Origin of the sequence: Duganella hordei (genome assembly GCF_040369125.1) — a bacterium.
GTDB lineage: Bacteria > Pseudomonadota > Gammaproteobacteria > Burkholderiales > Burkholderiaceae_D > Rugamonas > Rugamonas hordei.
This window is the reverse complement of the sequence record NZ_BPWI01000003.1, coordinates 262,966-276,878: the sequence shown is the minus strand read 5'-3', so window position 1 is coordinate 276,878 and position 13,913 is coordinate 262,966. Positions and strand designations below refer to the sequence as shown.

General features: G+C 65.3%; 16 protein-coding genes. 14 read left to right on the top strand and 2 right to left on the bottom strand.

All coding sequences use genetic code 11. From position 1 onward, the window contains the following. Positions 1 to 23 precede the first annotated feature (23 nt). On the bottom strand, positions 24 to 1,154 hold the full coding sequence (locus tag ABWW33_RS09365; protein ID WP_353401036.1) for a M14 family metallopeptidase: 1,131 nt from the start codon (positions 1,152 to 1,154) through the stop codon (positions 24 to 26). A gap of 157 nt (positions 1,155 to 1,311) precedes the next feature. On the opposite strand from ABWW33_RS09365, the gene ABWW33_RS09360 reads away from it, so the two are divergent. The 3 genes from ABWW33_RS09360 (at position 1,312) to ABWW33_RS09350 (ending at position 3,005) form a co-directional block, all read left to right on the top strand. Continuing rightward, positions 1,312 to 2,397, top strand: coding sequence for a TRAP transporter substrate-binding protein (locus ABWW33_RS09360; protein WP_353401034.1), 1,086 nt, complete (start codon positions 1,312 to 1,314; stop codon positions 2,395 to 2,397). Between the two features lie 112 nt (positions 2,398 to 2,509). After that, positions 2,510 to 2,746: a DUF4160 domain-containing protein gene (locus tag ABWW33_RS09355; RefSeq protein WP_353401032.1), complete on the top strand. Its 237-nt coding sequence runs from the start codon at positions 2,510 to 2,512 to the stop codon at positions 2,744 to 2,746. Beyond that, a complete protein-coding gene (locus tag ABWW33_RS09350; protein ID WP_176652390.1) occupies positions 2,721 to 3,005 on the top strand; it encodes a DUF2442 domain-containing protein in 285 nt (94 codons plus the stop codon). The genes ABWW33_RS09355 and ABWW33_RS09350 overlap by 26 nt, the downstream gene beginning before the upstream one ends. A gap of 7 nt (positions 3,006 to 3,012) precedes the next feature. On the opposite strand, the gene paaX is transcribed toward ABWW33_RS09350, so the two are convergent. Next, a complete protein-coding gene (gene paaX / locus ABWW33_RS09345) occupies positions 3,013 to 3,933 on the bottom strand; it encodes a phenylacetic acid degradation operon negative regulatory protein PaaX (protein ID WP_353401031.1) in 921 nt (306 codons plus the stop codon). Between the two features lie 176 nt (positions 3,934 to 4,109). On the opposite strand from paaX, the gene paaA reads away from it, so the two are divergent. From paaA to paaY, 11 genes are read left to right on the top strand one after another with little or no spacing between them, the layout of a single operon-like run. Beyond that, positions 4,110 to 5,099 (top strand): 1,2-phenylacetyl-CoA epoxidase subunit PaaA, encoded by a 990-nt coding sequence (gene paaA / locus ABWW33_RS09340; RefSeq protein WP_353401029.1) that lies wholly within the window; start codon positions 4,110 to 4,112, stop codon positions 5,097 to 5,099. Positions 5,100 to 5,122: 23 nt separating this feature from the next. Continuing rightward, positions 5,123 to 5,407 (top strand): 1,2-phenylacetyl-CoA epoxidase subunit PaaB, encoded by a 285-nt coding sequence (paaB, locus tag ABWW33_RS09335; RefSeq protein ID WP_176652393.1) that lies wholly within the window; start codon positions 5,123 to 5,125, stop codon positions 5,405 to 5,407. A 13-nt stretch (positions 5,408 to 5,420) separates the two neighbouring features. Continuing rightward, positions 5,421 to 6,173 carry a 1,2-phenylacetyl-CoA epoxidase subunit PaaC gene (paaC, locus tag ABWW33_RS09330; RefSeq protein ID WP_353401027.1) on the top strand — a complete coding sequence of 251 codons (753 nt, stop codon included), beginning with the start codon at positions 5,421 to 5,423 and terminating at the stop codon, positions 6,171 to 6,173. Positions 6,174 to 6,186: 13 nt separating this feature from the next. Beyond that, a complete protein-coding gene (gene paaD, locus ABWW33_RS09325) occupies positions 6,187 to 6,738 on the top strand; it encodes a 1,2-phenylacetyl-CoA epoxidase subunit PaaD (protein ID WP_353401025.1) in 552 nt (183 codons plus the stop codon). Between the two features lie 7 nt (positions 6,739 to 6,745). Continuing rightward, complete coding sequence (gene paaE, locus ABWW33_RS09320; protein ID WP_353401023.1) at positions 6,746 to 7,825, top strand: 1,2-phenylacetyl-CoA epoxidase subunit PaaE; 1,080 nt, start codon at positions 6,746 to 6,748, stop codon at positions 7,823 to 7,825. Between the two features lie 36 nt (positions 7,826 to 7,861). Further along, positions 7,862 to 8,653, top strand: a complete 792-nt coding sequence (paaG, locus tag ABWW33_RS09315) for a 2-(1,2-epoxy-1,2-dihydrophenyl)acetyl-CoA isomerase PaaG (RefSeq protein ID WP_353401022.1) — start codon at positions 7,862 to 7,864, stop codon at positions 8,651 to 8,653. 1 nt (position 8,654) lies between these two features. Beyond that, a complete protein-coding gene (paaH, locus tag ABWW33_RS09310) occupies positions 8,655 to 10,265 on the top strand; it encodes a 3-hydroxyacyl-CoA dehydrogenase PaaH (RefSeq protein WP_353401020.1) in 1,611 nt (536 codons plus the stop codon). Continuing rightward, positions 10,258 to 10,737, top strand: coding sequence for a hydroxyphenylacetyl-CoA thioesterase PaaI (gene paaI / locus ABWW33_RS09305; protein ID WP_353401018.1), 480 nt, complete (start codon positions 10,258 to 10,260; stop codon positions 10,735 to 10,737). Before paaH ends, paaI begins: the two co-directional genes overlap by 8 nt. 13 nt (positions 10,738 to 10,750) lie before the next feature. Beyond that, entirely contained in the window at positions 10,751 to 12,061 is a 1,311-nt protein-coding gene (gene paaK, locus ABWW33_RS09300) for a phenylacetate--CoA ligase PaaK (RefSeq protein ID WP_353401016.1), read from the top strand. Positions 12,062 to 12,070: 9 nt separating this feature from the next. Then, positions 12,071 to 13,276: a 3-oxoadipyl-CoA thiolase gene (gene pcaF, locus ABWW33_RS09295; protein ID WP_353401014.1), complete on the top strand. Its 1,206-nt coding sequence runs from the start codon at positions 12,071 to 12,073 to the stop codon at positions 13,274 to 13,276. A gap of 16 nt (positions 13,277 to 13,292) precedes the next feature. Next, a complete protein-coding gene (gene paaY / locus ABWW33_RS09290; RefSeq protein WP_176652402.1) occupies positions 13,293 to 13,904 on the top strand; it encodes a phenylacetic acid degradation protein PaaY in 612 nt (203 codons plus the stop codon). Positions 13,905 to 13,913: the final 9 nt, after the last annotated feature.

Here is a 13,913-nt window from a genome sequence, read left to right as displayed (position 1 = left end):
CTTTCAATCACCTGGTCGCAGTATCAGGCCTGGGCCAGCAATTGTTGCAACACCGGCTGCAGCACCGACTTGCCCAGCTCGGCGCTGCGGGCGCCGTTCCAGCCGGTGTCCGGATCCGGATCGTTGGCGTTGTCCTTGAACGGCATCTCCAGGGTCAGCGACAGGCAGCCGAAGGCGTGGGTGATGTGCGGCGAGCCCATGGTCAGCGTTTCGTCGGTGTACGGCGTTTCGCCGTAGCCGTACTCGTCCTGGAAGTCCGGGCTGGCGATCAGGAAGTTGTCGATGAAATACTGTTGCGCCTCGGCCTGGTCCGGCGTGAACGTCGGCAGCGACTCGCTGCCGGCCACGAACACATAGGGCAGGCCCTCGTCGCCGTGGATGTCCAGGCACAGGTCGCAGCCGGTTTCCAGCATCTTGTTTTTCACCAGGAACACTTCCGGGCTGCGTTCCATGGTTGGGTTCAGCCATTCGCGGTTCAGGTTGGCGCCGGCCGCGTTGGTGCGCAGGTTGCCGCGCACCGAGCCGTCCGGGTTCATGTTCGGCACCACGTAGAACACGGCTTCCTTCAGGCACTGGCGGCCGAACGGGTTGGCCGGGTCCAGCAGGGCTTCCACCATGCCTTCGACGAACCACTCGGCCATCGTCTCGCCCGGGTGCTGGCGGGCGATGACCCACACCTTCTGCTCGGCTTCCGGATCGCCGATGACCAGCATGTTCAGGTCGCGGCCGTCGATGGTGCCGCCCAGGTCGACCAGCTTGACCAGCGGCGACAGCTGGGCGTTGTCCAGCAGCGACAGATGGCGCTCCCACGAATACGGCTCGAAGTAGGCGTAGTAGACGCTGTCGTATTCCGGCGTGTGGCTGATTGTCATCACCGAGCCGTCAAAGGTGGTCGGCACGCGGAACCAGTTGTCGCGGTCGTAGCTGGCGACGGCCTGGTAATCCTTCCAGCCGTCCGGATAGGCGGCCGCGCCGGCGTTGAGGAAGCGCAGCGTCAGCGGCGTCGCCTGCGCGCCCTGCACGCGGAAATAAAACCATTGCGTGATGTCGGCGTGCGAGTCCTTGCGGATGTGGAGGTCGATGGCGGCCGGATCGTCGGCGCGGATCACCTCGATGGCGCCGGCGTCGAATTGCTGGCTGATTTTGATAGACATGGCTGAATCCCGGTAATTTCTATGTAATGAGTTTGTTCGCGCTTGTGGCGCGGTGCCGACATGATACAGCCTCGCGCCCGGCGCGGCCCGATTTCAACGATTGCAAGCTTGTCAAAGTGGCTCTACACTGGCCGCAGACCAATCACCGGAGATACGCATGCAACGTCGTTCCTTCCTCAAGCACGGCACGGCCGCCGCCGGCGCCGCCACCCTCGCGGCCCCGGCGCTGGCGCAGGGCGGCCCGGCCATCAGCTGGCGCCTGGCGTCGAGCTTCCCCAAGACGCTGGACACCATCTTCGGCTCGGCCGAGCGCTTCACCAAGCGGGTGGCCGAGCTGACCGGCGGCAAGTTCGTCATCCGTCAGTTCGCCGGCGGCGAGATCGTGCCCGGCTTGCAGGTGATGGACGCGGTGCAGGCCGGCACGGTGGAGATGGGGCACACGCCGTCGTACTACTACTTCGGCAAGGACCCGACGTTCGCCTTCGACTGCGCGGTGCCGTTCGGCCTGACCTCGCGCCAGCAGACGGCGTGGATAGACCAGGGCGGCGGGCGCGAGCTGATGCGAGAATTCTTCAAGGGCTACGGCATCATCAACTTCATGGCCGGCAACACCGGCACGCAGATGGGCGGCTGGTTCCGCAAGGAGATCAAGACCTTGGCCGACATGAAGGGGCTGAAGTTCCGCATCGCCGGTTTCGCCGGCCGCGTGATGGAGCGCATGGGCGTGGTGCCGCAGCAGATCCCGGCCGGCGACGTCTACGCCGCGCTGGAGAAGGGCACCATCGACGCGGCCGAGTGGGTCGGCCCGTACGACGACGAGAAGCTCGGGCTGGTGAAAGTGGCGCCGCACTACTACGCGCCGGGCTGGTGGGAGGCCGGGCCGCAGCTGTCGTTCTACATCAATATCAAGGAATGGGACAAGCTGCCCAAGGAATACCAGGCGGCGATCGAGGCTGCCAGCTTCGAGTGCCACGTCGCCATGCAGGCCGAGTACGACGCCAAGAACCCGGCGGCGCTGGCGCGGCTGATGAAGAATGGCGCCAAACTGCACAACTTCTCCAAGGAGATCATGGACGCCTCCTACCAGCACGCCACCGCCGTGATGGAAGAGGAAGCGGCCAAGAACGCCAAGTTCAAGAAGGTCTACGAGCCGTGGAAGAAGTTCCGCCACGACCAGAACCAGTGGGCCTCGGTGGCCGAGGCGACGATGCAGAACTACCTGATCAGCATCGGCCGCAAATAAGGCCGCGCTGCCCTGCGTCAGCGCAAGGCCGGCCGCGCCGGTTTTGCTAAATTGGGACGACTGCCGCGCCCTGCGGCAGCGCCTGACGACGCGACGCAGGAGTACAATCGGCATGACCCCCACGCTGTTCCGTGAAGCTGGCTTCCGCTATTTTTTCTTCTCTCGCGAGGAAACCCGGATGCACGTTCACGTGTCTCACCCGGATGGCACGGCGAAGTTCTGGCTGGAGCCGGATGTAGCGCTGGCGTGGCATACCGGCTTGTCGGCATCGCAGTTGCGTACGGCCGAACGCTTTGTCGCTGCTCATCATCAGGAGATGCAGAATGTCTGGCGCACCTATTTTTCATAGTGAGCGGCCCACAGCGGTTCGCATTCTCGATATCAGCGCGCACGGCTTCTGGGTCGACCTTGGCAATGAGAAACTATACGCTGCCTACGCGGATTTTCCCTGGTTCGTCGATGCGACGCTGGAGCAGCTGGGAGATGTGCAGCGCCCCAGCGCCGATCATCTTTATTGGCCGTCGCTCGATATCGATCTGTCGGTTGCCTCGCTACGCGACCCGGCAGCGTTCCCTCTGATTGCCACCGTGCCGCCTGCTGGCCGATAAAACCGGGCTAGGCCAAACCGCCGAAGCGGTCGAAGAAGGCTGGCTCGGCGGCCGGGGCGGCGGCGTCCTCGCGCCGCAGCGTGGCGTCGACGTGCTGCTCGGCCGCCGCGTAGACGGCCTGGTAGATGTCGCGCGCCAGTTCGTAGGCCATGGCCCCCGGCCACGGCGTCGGCAGCAGCTCGACCGGCAACTGCGGATCGTGCAGCTGCACGCGGCGGTAGGCGTGGATCAGCAGGGTGCGGATTACGAACGCCTGCTGCGGCGACAACGCGTCCGCTTCCGCCTGCACCGCCGCCCGCAGCGGCTCGAACTGGGTGATGAAGCGCTGGTAGCCGTAGGCCACGCCGCTCAGGTCCCAGCCGTCGGCCACCAGGTCGCTGAGCGGGCGCGCGCTGACCTGGCGCATCGACTTGCCCTGTACCACGAATAACTTGCCCGCCACGCCCAGCCGCTTGAGCAGCTCGTCTAGCGCCGGTCCATCGGCCGCCGGATGGCCCATGATGCCGGGCGCGATCACGCTGTAGCCCTCCCATAGCAGCTCCTTGCGCACCGCGCCGCGCTCTGCCGCGTTGAGCGCGCCGTCGCCGTTGAGGATCAGCGTCCAGCTGCCGTCCCAGTGCACGTTGAGCGGCGCGTAGATGCGGCGGTAGGCGTGCACGAAACGTGTCATCGCGTCCGGCGTGATCGCGTACGAGCTGCGGCGGCCGTCGCGCTGCGCGCCCAGCCAGCCCTCCTGCGCCAGCCGGAACACGGCGGTGCGCAGCAGCCGGTCGTTGACGCCGAACGGCGCCAGCAGCTCGATCAGGCTGCCCAGCCACACCATGCCGCCATGCGGCACGATGGCGTCGCCGAAGATGGTCACCACCAGCGATTTCGACCGCGGCGGGTCGCTGGCCAGGAAATTCGCTATCCAGTCATTGCAATTCATGGGCTGCAATCTTTATCTATACACACAAACAAGAGTTTACTTTGCCTGACCGCAGGCGCAGCATTTATTTCATACGCCTTACCGACGGGATACCGTTTATTAATATGACTCAAAAAAAACGTAGTCAAACCAAAATATGTATCGTATTATGATGTCTACTCGATGAGGAGATAGCGATGTATGCACAAATGGTGGAGACCGGCCTGAGCACCGTCCGCACGGCCGACGACATGGCGGCCGACGAGCGCGCGTTCCAGGCGCGCATCGACGACGGCGTCAAGATCGAGGCCAAGGACTGGATGCCGGACGCCTACCGCAAGACCTTGATCCGGCAGATTTCGCAGCACGCGCACTCGGAAATCGTCGGCCAGCTGCCCGAGGGCAACTGGGTCACGCGCGCGCCGACCCTGAAGCGCAAGTCCATCCTGCTGGCCAAGATCCAGGACGAGGCCGGCCACGGCCTGTACCTGTACAGCGCCGCCGAGACGCTGGGCGTGTCGCGCGACGAGCTGCTGGCTGCGCTGCACAGCGGCAAGGCCAAGTATTCCAGCATCTTCAACTACCCGACGCTGTCGTGGGCCGACATGGGCGCGATCGGCTGGCTGGTCGACGGCTCGGCCATCATCAACCAGATCCCGCTGTGCCGCTGCTCGTACGGTCCGTATGCGCGCGCCATGATCCGCGTCTGCAAGGAAGAATCGTTCCACGCCCGCCAGGGCTACGACATCATGATGGCGCTGGCCAAGGGCACGCCCGAGCAGAAGGCCATGGCGCAGGATGCGCTGAACCGCTGGTGGTGGCCGTCGCTGATGATGTTCGGTCCGTCGGATGCCGAATCGGTCAACAGCGCGCAGTCGGCGCAATGGCGGATCAAGCTGTTCTCCAACGACGAGCTGCGCCAGCGCATGGTCGACCAGACCGTGCCGCAGGCCGAGTACCTGGGCCTGACCGTGCCCGATCCCGATCTGAAATTCAACGCCGAGACCGGCCACTACGAATTCGGCGCCATCGACTGGAGCGAGTTCCACAACGTCCTGAAGGGCAACGGCCCGTGCAACCGCGAACGGCTGCGCACCCGCGTCAAGGCGTGGGAAGACGGCGCCTGGTTCCGCGAAGCGCTGGTCGCGCACGCCGACAAACACGCCGCCGCCAAGGCCGCGGCCTGAGACGAGAACACGAGGAGAAGAGCATGAGCAAAGAATGGCCGTTGTGGGAAGTATTCATCCGCAGCCAGCACGGGCTGGCGCACAAGCACGTCGGCAGCCTGCACGCGCCGGACGCCGAAATGGCCGTCAACAACGCGCGCGACGTCTACACACGCCGCAATGAAGGCGTCAGCATCTGGGTGGTGCGCGCCGCCGACATCGTCGCCAGCAGCCCGTCCGACAAGGGCGCCCTGTTCGAGCCGTCCAACAGCAAGGTGTATCGCCATCCGACCTTCTTCCCGATGCCGGAAGAAGTCAAGAACCTGTAAGCGGAGCCGCACCGTGGATAACAAAGTCAACTACCTTCTGCGCCTGGGCGACAACGCGCTGATCCTGAGCCAGCAGCTGTCGCAGTTGTGCGGCAAAGGCCCTGCGCTGGAAGAGGACATGGCGCTGACCAACGTCGCGCTCGACCTGCTGGGCCAGACCCGCCTGTGGTACGAATACGCCGCCGAGCTGGAAGGCGCCGGCCGCGACGAAGACAAGCTGGCCTACCACCGCGACGCTCACGACTTCAAGAACTGCCTGCTGCTGGAACAGCCGAACGGCAACTACGCCGACACCATGATGCGGCAGTTCTACTTCGACACCTGGCACTACTTCCTGATCGTCGGCCTGACGCGTTCGAGCGACGCCCGCATCGCCGCCATCGCCGAGAAATCGCTGAAGGAAGTCACCTACCACCTGCGCCGCAGCGGCGACTTGATCGTGCGCCTCGGCGACGGCACGGAAGTCAGCCACGCCAAGACGCAGGCGGCCGCCGACGAGCTGTGGATGTACAGCGGCGAAGTGTTCGCCTACGACGCCATCGACGACGCCATGGTGGCTGCGGGCATCGCGCCGGCCGCCGACGAACTGCGCGCGCAATGGCTGGCGCACGTGGCCGAGATCTTCGCCGAAGCCACGCTGGTGATGCCGCCGGCCGACGCCTGGATGCAGAAGGGCGGCAAGCAAGGCCGCCATACCGAGCACCTGGGCTATATTCTGGCCGAGATGCAGTTCCTGCAGCGCGCCTATCCCGGCGCCACCTGGTAACAGCGAGCCTGCCATGACAGCCGCCGCCATCAACGCCGGGCACACCGCCGCACAGGTCTGGTCCTGGCTGGCCGAGGTCTCCGACCCGGAGATCCCGGTCATCTCCATCGTCGACCTGGGCATCGTGCGCGACGTGCAGATGGCCGCCGACGGCGCCTGCACCGTCACCATCACGCCAACCTATTCCGGCTGTCCCGCCATGCAAGTGATCGCCGACGCTGTCACCGACGCGCTGCACGCGCATGGCCTGCAAGACGTACGCCTGCAAAACCAGCTCTCGCCCGCCTGGACCACCGACTGGATGAGCGAAGAAGGCAAGGTCAAACTGAAAAACTACGGCATCGCGCCGCCCGCGCAGCAGGTCATCGACATCAGTGGCCTGCGAGGCGGAGCGGGAGCCCACGCCGCCATCTCGCGCCGCGCGCAGCCGCGCCTGAGCGTCGTGTGCCCCAACTGCGGTTCCAGCCACACCGAAATCACCAGCCAGTTCGGCTCCACGCCCTGCAAGGCGCTGTACAAATGCCTGGACTGCCGCGAGCCCTTCGACTACTTCAAGTGCCACTAAAAAGATCATGAGCAAATTCCACCCGCTGACCGTCTCGCAAGTGCGCAACGAAACGCGCGACACCATCGCCGTCACTTTCGCCGTGCCGCCCGAGTTGCGCGACAGCTTCGCCTACCAGCAAGGCCAGCACCTGACCCTGCGCGCGCAGATCGGCGACGAAGACGTGCGCCGCTCGTATTCGATCTGCTCCGCCGTGCAGGACGGCGCGCTGCGCGTGGCCATCAAGCGCACGCAGGGCGGCCTGTTCTCCAGCTGGGCCAACGACACCATCAAGCCAGGTATCACGCTGGAAGTGATGCCGCCGATGGGCCACTTCAACGTGCCGCTGGACGCCGCCAACCGCAAGCACTACCTGGCCTTCGCCGCCGGCAGCGGCATCACGCCCATCCTGTCGATCATCAAGACCACGCTGGCGGCCGAGCCGCACAGCCGCTTCACTCTGTTCTACGGCAACCGGGCCTCGTCGTCGGTGATCTTCAAGGACGAGCTGTCGGACCTGAAGGACGTCTACATGGAGCGCCTGAAGCTGGCCTATGTGATGAGCCGCGAGCAGCAGGACATCGAGCTGTTCAACGGCCGCATCACCAAAGAGAAGGCCGCGCAGTTCCTGAAGTACTGGGTGCGCGCCGACGACATCGACGTCGCCTTCATCTGTGGCCCGGAAGACATGATGCTGGGCGTGTCCGAAGCGTTGCAGGAAGCCGGCATGCCGAAATCGAATATCAAGATCGAGCTGTTCGCCGCCAGCATTCCCAAGCACCAGCACAAGCCGCGCGCCATCGACCCTGCCGCGGCGCGTCACGAAACCGAAGTCACCGTCATCATGGATGGCAGCGCCACCAGCTTCACCATGGACCAGGACAAGGAGTCGCTGCTCGACGCGGGCCTCAAGGCCGGCATCGACATGCGCTACTCATGCAAGGGCGGGGTGTGCTCGACCTGCCGCTGCAAGCTGCTCGAAGGGAAGGTCGACATGGACGTCAACTACGCGCTGGAAGATTATGAAATCGCGCGCGGCTATGTCCTCAGCTGCCAGAGTTTCCCCATCACCGACAAGGTCGTCATCGACTTCGACCAGGCCGAATAACGCAATAAACAAGCCAATAACCAGCACGGAGACGCCATGAACTACGAGAACATCCTCTTCGACATCACCGACGGCGTTGCCACGCTGACGCTGAACCGTCCCGACAAGTTGAACAGCTTCACGCAGGCCATGCACGAGGAAGTGCGTCACGCCATCCACAAGGTCAACACCGACAAGAGCGTGCGCGTATTCGTGCTGACCGGCGCCGGTCGCGGCTTCTGCGCCGGCCAGGACTTGTCGGACCGCTCGGTGGAGCCGGGCGCCAGTCCGGTCGACCTGGGCGACTCGGTCGAGAAAAACTACGCGCCGCTGGTGCTGGCGCTGCGCGCCTTGCCGATGCCGGTGATCTGCGCCGTCAACGGCGTGGCCGCCGGCGCCGGCGCCAACATCGCGCTGGCCTGCGACATCGTGCTGGCCGCCAAATCGGCCTCGTTCGTAGAAGTGTTCTGCAAACTGGGCTTGATCCCCGACACCGGCGGCACCTACTTCCTGCCGCGCCTGATCGGCAGCGCCCGCGCCATGGGCCTGGCCATGCTGGGCGATAAGCTCAGCGCCGAGAAGGCTGAAGCCTGGGGCCTGATCTGGAAGGCCGTGCCGGACGACGAACTGGCCGCTGAAACCGCAGCCATGGCGCGCCACTTCGCCAGCGCGCCGACCAAGGGACTGGCCTTCACCAAGCAAGCCCTGTACGCCAGCCCGCACAACACGCTGCAGCAGCAACTGACGCTCGAATGCGGCATGATGAGCGAACTGGGTCGCAGCGACGACTACCGCGAAGGCGTCGCCGCCTTCATGGAAAAACGCGCACCGCAATTCAAGGGGCAATAACATGGCCGCCCTCGACAAAGATCGCGTCGTCGCCGTCATCGGCAGCGGCGCGATGGGCGCGGGCATCGCGCAGGTGGCCGCCGTCGCCGGCTATACCGTCAAGTTGTATGACACGCGCCCCGAGGCCGTCGCCAAGGCCATATCCGACATTGCCGCCGCCCTCAACAAGCTGGTGACGAAGGAGCGCATCAGCGCTGTCGACTGCGCCGCCGCCATCGCGCGCCTGCATGCGGCCGTCACGCTGGCCGATGTCGCCGGCGCCGCGCTGGTGGTCGAGGCCATCGTCGAGAACCTGGACGTCAAGCGCAAGCTGTTCGCCGAGCTTGAAACGCTGGTCGCGGACGACTGCATCCTGGCCACCAACACCTCGTCGATCTCCGTCACCGCGATTGCCGCGCAGCTGCGCGTGCCCGCGCGCCTGGCCGGCATGCACTTCTTCAATCCCGTGCCGCTGATGGCGCTGGTCGAAGTGATCAGCGGCCTGGCCACCGATGCGGCGGTTGCGCAAACCGTGTACGACACCGCCGCCGCCTGGGGCAAGAACCCGGTGCACGCCAAGTCGACGCCGGGCTTCATCGTCAATCGCGTGGCGCGGCCGTTCTACGCCGAAGGCTGGCGCCTGCTGAACGAACAGGCAGCCGACGCCGCCACCGTCGACGCGGTGATGCGCGACTGCGGTGGCTTCCGCATGGGACCATTCGAGTTGATGGACCTGATCGGCCATGACGTCAATTTCTCGGTTACGCAGTCGGTCTTCAGCGCCTACTTCAACGATCCGCGCTTCACTCCGTCGGTGCTGCAGCAGGAGATGGTCAATGCGGGCTTCCTGGGCCGTAAATCGGGGCGGGGATTTTATTCATACGGCGACGCCGCCGTTGCGGGTGCGCCGCTGCATTCCGCACTGCAGCCGCAGGCCGAGGCGCCGCAGCCCAAGCCTGAATATGTCAGCTACACGGTGGAACCCGGCGCCATCGGCGGCGCTTCGCATGCCGCCGGCGGCGTAGTGGCCGACGCGCTGGCCGCGCGTCTGCGCGCATCCGGCATCGCCGTCTCGCATCGCAAGTCGCCGGAGACGCGGGGCCACGCGGCGGGCGCCGACGAAGCGCCGGCCTTCCACTGCAACGGCGCCGCCGTCTTCCTGACGGACGGCCGCAGCGCCACCCAGCGGGCCCGCGACAACAACCATCCCGATACGGTGCTGTTCGACCTGGCGCTGGACTTCGGCAGCGCCAAACGCATCGCATTGTCATGCTCGGACCAGTGCGCGCCGGCCGCCTATCAATCCGTGGTCGGCCTGTTCCAGGCGGCAGGCTTCGTAGTCACGCGGCTGGACGACGTGCCTGGCATGGCCGTCATGCGTACGGTCGCCATGCTGGCCAACGAGGCGGCGGACGCGGTCAACCAGGGCGTCTGTAGCGCGTCGGCGGCGGACATCGCCATGCAGAAGGGCGTCAACTATCCGCGCGGCCCGCTGGCCTGGGCCGATGCTGTCGGCATCGCACAGATCGTGACCGTGCTGTCCAACCTGGCCGCAGGCTATGGCGAGGACCGCTATCGGGTGTCGCCGCTGCTGCGCCGCAAGCTGGCCAACGGAGGACGCTTCCATGACTAAGCTCGGCATCCTGGCCGCAGCGCAGGAACGCAGCATTGACGAAGCGCAGGCGCTGGCCGAAGCCGTCGCCACCTCCATGTTCGAGCGCGACCCGGCCTCGCAAGGACTGGGCATGACGATCGATGCCATCGCACCCGGCTACGCCCGCATGTCGATGCCGGTGCGCGCGGACATGCTGAACGGCCATGGCAGCTGCCACGGCGGTTTCATTTTCGCGCTGGCCGACAGCGCCTTCGCCTTTGCCTGCAACAGCCGCAATATGGTGACCGTCGGCGCAGGCTGCACCATCGACTATCTTGCACCGGGACGCCTGCACGACGTGCTGACCGCGACGGCGGTCGAACAGGCGTTGTCCGGCAAGAGCGGCGTCTACGACATCAAGGTCAGCAACCAGGATGGCCGTACGATCGCGCTGTTTCGCGGTAAGTCGCACCGGGTCAGCGGAGAAGTCATACCGCAGCACCCAGCATAAAGAGGAGACAACGATGGTCCAACGCATTCCTGAACCGTCCGATCTGGAGCCGATCGAACGCGCCAGCAAGGACGAACTGCAAGCCCTGCAACTGCAGCGCATGCAGTGGTCGCTCAAGCACGCCTACGAAAACGTGGCCCACTACCGCGCCGCGTTCGACGCCGCCGGCGTCCATCCCGACGACCTGCGCACGCTGGCCGACCTGGCCAGGTTTCCCTTCACCGGCAAGAAGGAACTGCGCGACAACTACCCGTTCGGCATGTTCGCCGTGCCGCAGGACCGCGTGGTGCGCGTGCACGCATCGAGCGGTACGACCGGCAAGCCGACCGTGGTCGGCTACACGCAAAACGACATCGACACCTGGGCCAACGTGGTTGCGCGCTCGATCCGCGCCGCCGGCGGACGACGTGGCGACATGGTCCATATCTCCTATGGCTACGGCCTGTTCACAGGCGGCCTGGGTGCGCACTACGGCGCCGAGCGGCTCGGCTGCACGGTGATTCCGATGTCCGGCGGCCAGACCGAAAAACAGGTGCAGCTGATCCAGGACTTCAAGCCGTCCATCATCATGGTCACGCCATCGTACATGCTGAACATCATCGAGGAATTCCAGCGCCAGGGGCTGGACCCGGCCGCCAGTTCGCTCAAGGTCGGCATCTTCGGCGCAGAACCGTGGACCGACGCCATGCGCAAGGAAATCGAACAACGCGCCGGCATCGACGCGGTCGACATCTACGGCCTGTCCGAAGTGATGGGCCCCGGCGTCGCCAGCGAATGCATCGAGAGCAAGGATGGTCCGGTCATCTGGGAGGACCATTTCTACCCGGAGATCATCGATCCCGAAACCGGTGAAGTGCTGCCGGACGGCGAAGAGGGCGAACTGGTATTCACTTCGCTGAGCAAGGAAGCGCTGCCCATCATCCGCTACCGCACGCGCGACCTCACGCGGCTGCTGCCGGCCACCTCGCGCTCGATGCGGCGCATCGGCAAGATCACTGGCCGCTCGGACGACATGCTGATCATCCGCGGCGTCAACGTGTTCCCTACGCAGATCGAAGAACTGATCTGCAAGATGCCCAAGCTGGCGCCGCAATACCAGCTGGTCGTCAGCCGTGACGGTCATCTCGACAAACTCGATGTGCTGGCCGAGCTGCGTCCGGAAACGCCGGTTGCCGAGACCGAAGCGCTGGCGCGCGAGCTTGAGCATCACATCAAAACCTACGTTGGCGTCACCACCAAAGTGCGCCTGCTAGCCGCCAACGGCATCGAACGCACGCTGACCGGCAAGGCCCGCCGCGTGGTGGACCAGCGCCCGAGAAATTAAGGAGATTCCGTGAACGACGCTTTTATCTGTGACGCCATCCGCACCCCATTTGGCCGCTACGGCGGCGCCTTGGCCGGCGTACGTGCCGACGACCTGGCCGCGCTGCCCATCGCCGCGCTGATTGCCCGCAATCCCGGCGTCGACTGGTCGAAAGTGGACGACGTCTACTACGGCTGCGCCAACGGCGCCGGAGAGGACAATCGCAACGTCGGCCGCATGGCCGCGCTGCTGGCCGGGCTGCCGGTCGACGTTCCCGCCAACACCATCAACCGCCTGTGCGGCTCCAGCCTCGACGCGGTCGGTATCGCCGCGCGCGCCATCAAGTCCGGCGAAGCACAGCTGGTGATCGCCGGCGGCGTCGAAAGCATGACGCGCGCGCCTTTTGTCATGGGAAAGGCCGACAGCGCCTTCTCGCGCGCAGCCAAGATCGAAGACACTACCATCGGCTGGCGTTTCGTCAATCCGCTGATGAAGGCGCAGCACGGCATCGACTCGATGCCGGAGACGGCCGAAAACGTGGCCCAGGAATTCGGCATCAGCCGTATCGACCAGGACGAATTTGCCGTGCGCAGCCAGCAACGCTGGGCTGCCGCCCACGCGGCGGGCGTATTCAAGAGCGAAATCGTGCCGGTCACGCTGCAACAAAAAAAAGGCGATCCGAAGATTGTCGACACCGATGAGCATCCGCGTCCCGACACTACGGTCGAGATGCTGGCCAAGCTCAAAGGCGTGGTCAGGCCCGACGGTAGCGTCACCGCCGGCAACGCATCCGGCGTCAACGACGGCGCCTGCGCCATCCTGCTGGCGTCGGCCGCCGCCGCCGAACAATACGGCTTGAAGAAGCGCGCCCGGGTGCTGGGCATGGCCACCGCAGGCCTGGCGCCGCGCATCATGGGCTTCGGCCCTTCGCCGGCATCGAAGAAGGTGCTGGCGCAGGTCGGCCTGAGCATCGCCCAGATGGACGTCATCGAACTGAACGAAGCCTTCGCCGCGCAAGGCCTGGCCGTTACGCGCGACCTTGGCCTGGCTGACGACGCCCCGCACGTCAACCCGAACGGCGGCGCCATCGCCATCGGCCACCCGCTGGGCGCGTCCGGTGCGCGGCTGGTGCTGACAGCGTTGAACCAACTGGAACGCACCGGTGGCCGCTACGCGCTGTGCACCATGTGCATCGGCGTCGGCCAGGGTATCGCCCTCGTCATCGAACGCGTGTAAGCGCCGGGGAACCGTCATGGTCAAAGTCTACGAAATCAACGGTGTCACGCCGGTGGTCCACCCGACCGCCTACGTGCATCCCAGCGCGGTGCTGATCGGCGACGTCATCGTCGGCCCGCGCTGCTACGTCGGTCCGCTGGCGGCGCTGCGCGGCGACTTCGGCCGGCTGGTCCTGGAGGAGGGCGCCAACCTGCAGGACACTTGCGTCATGCACGGTTTCCCCGGATGCGATACGGTGGTCGAGCGCGATGGCCATATCGGCCATGGCGCCGTGCTGCATGGCTGCCGCATCGGCCGCAATGCGCTGGTCGGTATGAACAGCGTCATCATGGACAACGCCGTCATCGGTGCCGACAGCATCGTCGCCGCGATGAGCTTCGTCCGCGCCGGCATGGAAGTGCCGCCGCGCAGCCTCGTGGTCGGCACGCCGGCCAAGGTGGCGCGCGCACTGAGCGACGACGAAATCAAATGGAAGACGGAAGGCACAGGCCAGTATCAGGAGCTGGCCGTGCGCTCGATGAATACGATGCGCGAAGTCGAAGCGCTGACCGAAGTGGAAGCGGACCGCAAGCGCATCGAATGGGAAAGCTCGCTGCCGCTGCACCTGCATAAAAACGCGCAAGCATAACGAATGAAA

What these genes read in the sequence shown, in the direction of transcription:
- paaB (WP_176652393.1), top strand. Translation starts at nt 5,123, where the DNA reads ATGAGCAAAGAATGGCCGTTGTGGGAAGTATTCATCCGCAGCCAGCAC.
- paaI (WP_353401018.1), top strand. Translation starts at nt 10,258, where the DNA reads ATGACTAAGCTCGGCATCCTGGCCGCAGCGCAGGAACGCAGCATTGAC.
- paaX (WP_353401031.1), bottom strand. Translation starts at nt 3,933, where the DNA reads ATGAATTGCAATGACTGGATAGCGAATTTCCTGGCCAGCGACCCGCCG.
- ABWW33_RS09350 (WP_176652390.1), top strand. Translation starts at nt 2,721, where the DNA reads ATGTCTGGCGCACCTATTTTTCATAGTGAGCGGCCCACAGCGGTTCGC.
- ABWW33_RS09365 (WP_353401036.1), bottom strand. Translation starts at nt 1,154, where the DNA reads ATGTCTATCAAAATCAGCCAGCAATTCGACGCCGGCGCCATCGAGGTG.
- paaK (WP_353401016.1), top strand. Translation starts at nt 10,751, where the DNA reads ATGGTCCAACGCATTCCTGAACCGTCCGATCTGGAGCCGATCGAACGC.
- paaD (WP_353401025.1), top strand. Translation starts at nt 6,187, where the DNA reads ATGACAGCCGCCGCCATCAACGCCGGGCACACCGCCGCACAGGTCTGG.
- paaH (WP_353401020.1), top strand. Translation starts at nt 8,655, where the DNA reads ATGGCCGCCCTCGACAAAGATCGCGTCGTCGCCGTCATCGGCAGCGGC.
- paaA (WP_353401029.1), top strand. Translation starts at nt 4,110, where the DNA reads ATGTATGCACAAATGGTGGAGACCGGCCTGAGCACCGTCCGCACGGCC.
- ABWW33_RS09360 (WP_353401034.1), top strand. Translation starts at nt 1,312, where the DNA reads ATGCAACGTCGTTCCTTCCTCAAGCACGGCACGGCCGCCGCCGGCGCC.
- ABWW33_RS09355 (WP_353401032.1), top strand. Translation starts at nt 2,510, where the DNA reads ATGACCCCCACGCTGTTCCGTGAAGCTGGCTTCCGCTATTTTTTCTTC.
- paaG (WP_353401022.1), top strand. Translation starts at nt 7,862, where the DNA reads ATGAACTACGAGAACATCCTCTTCGACATCACCGACGGCGTTGCCACG.
- paaY (WP_176652402.1), top strand. Translation starts at nt 13,293, where the DNA reads ATGGTCAAAGTCTACGAAATCAACGGTGTCACGCCGGTGGTCCACCCG.
- paaE (WP_353401023.1), top strand. Translation starts at nt 6,746, where the DNA reads ATGAGCAAATTCCACCCGCTGACCGTCTCGCAAGTGCGCAACGAAACG.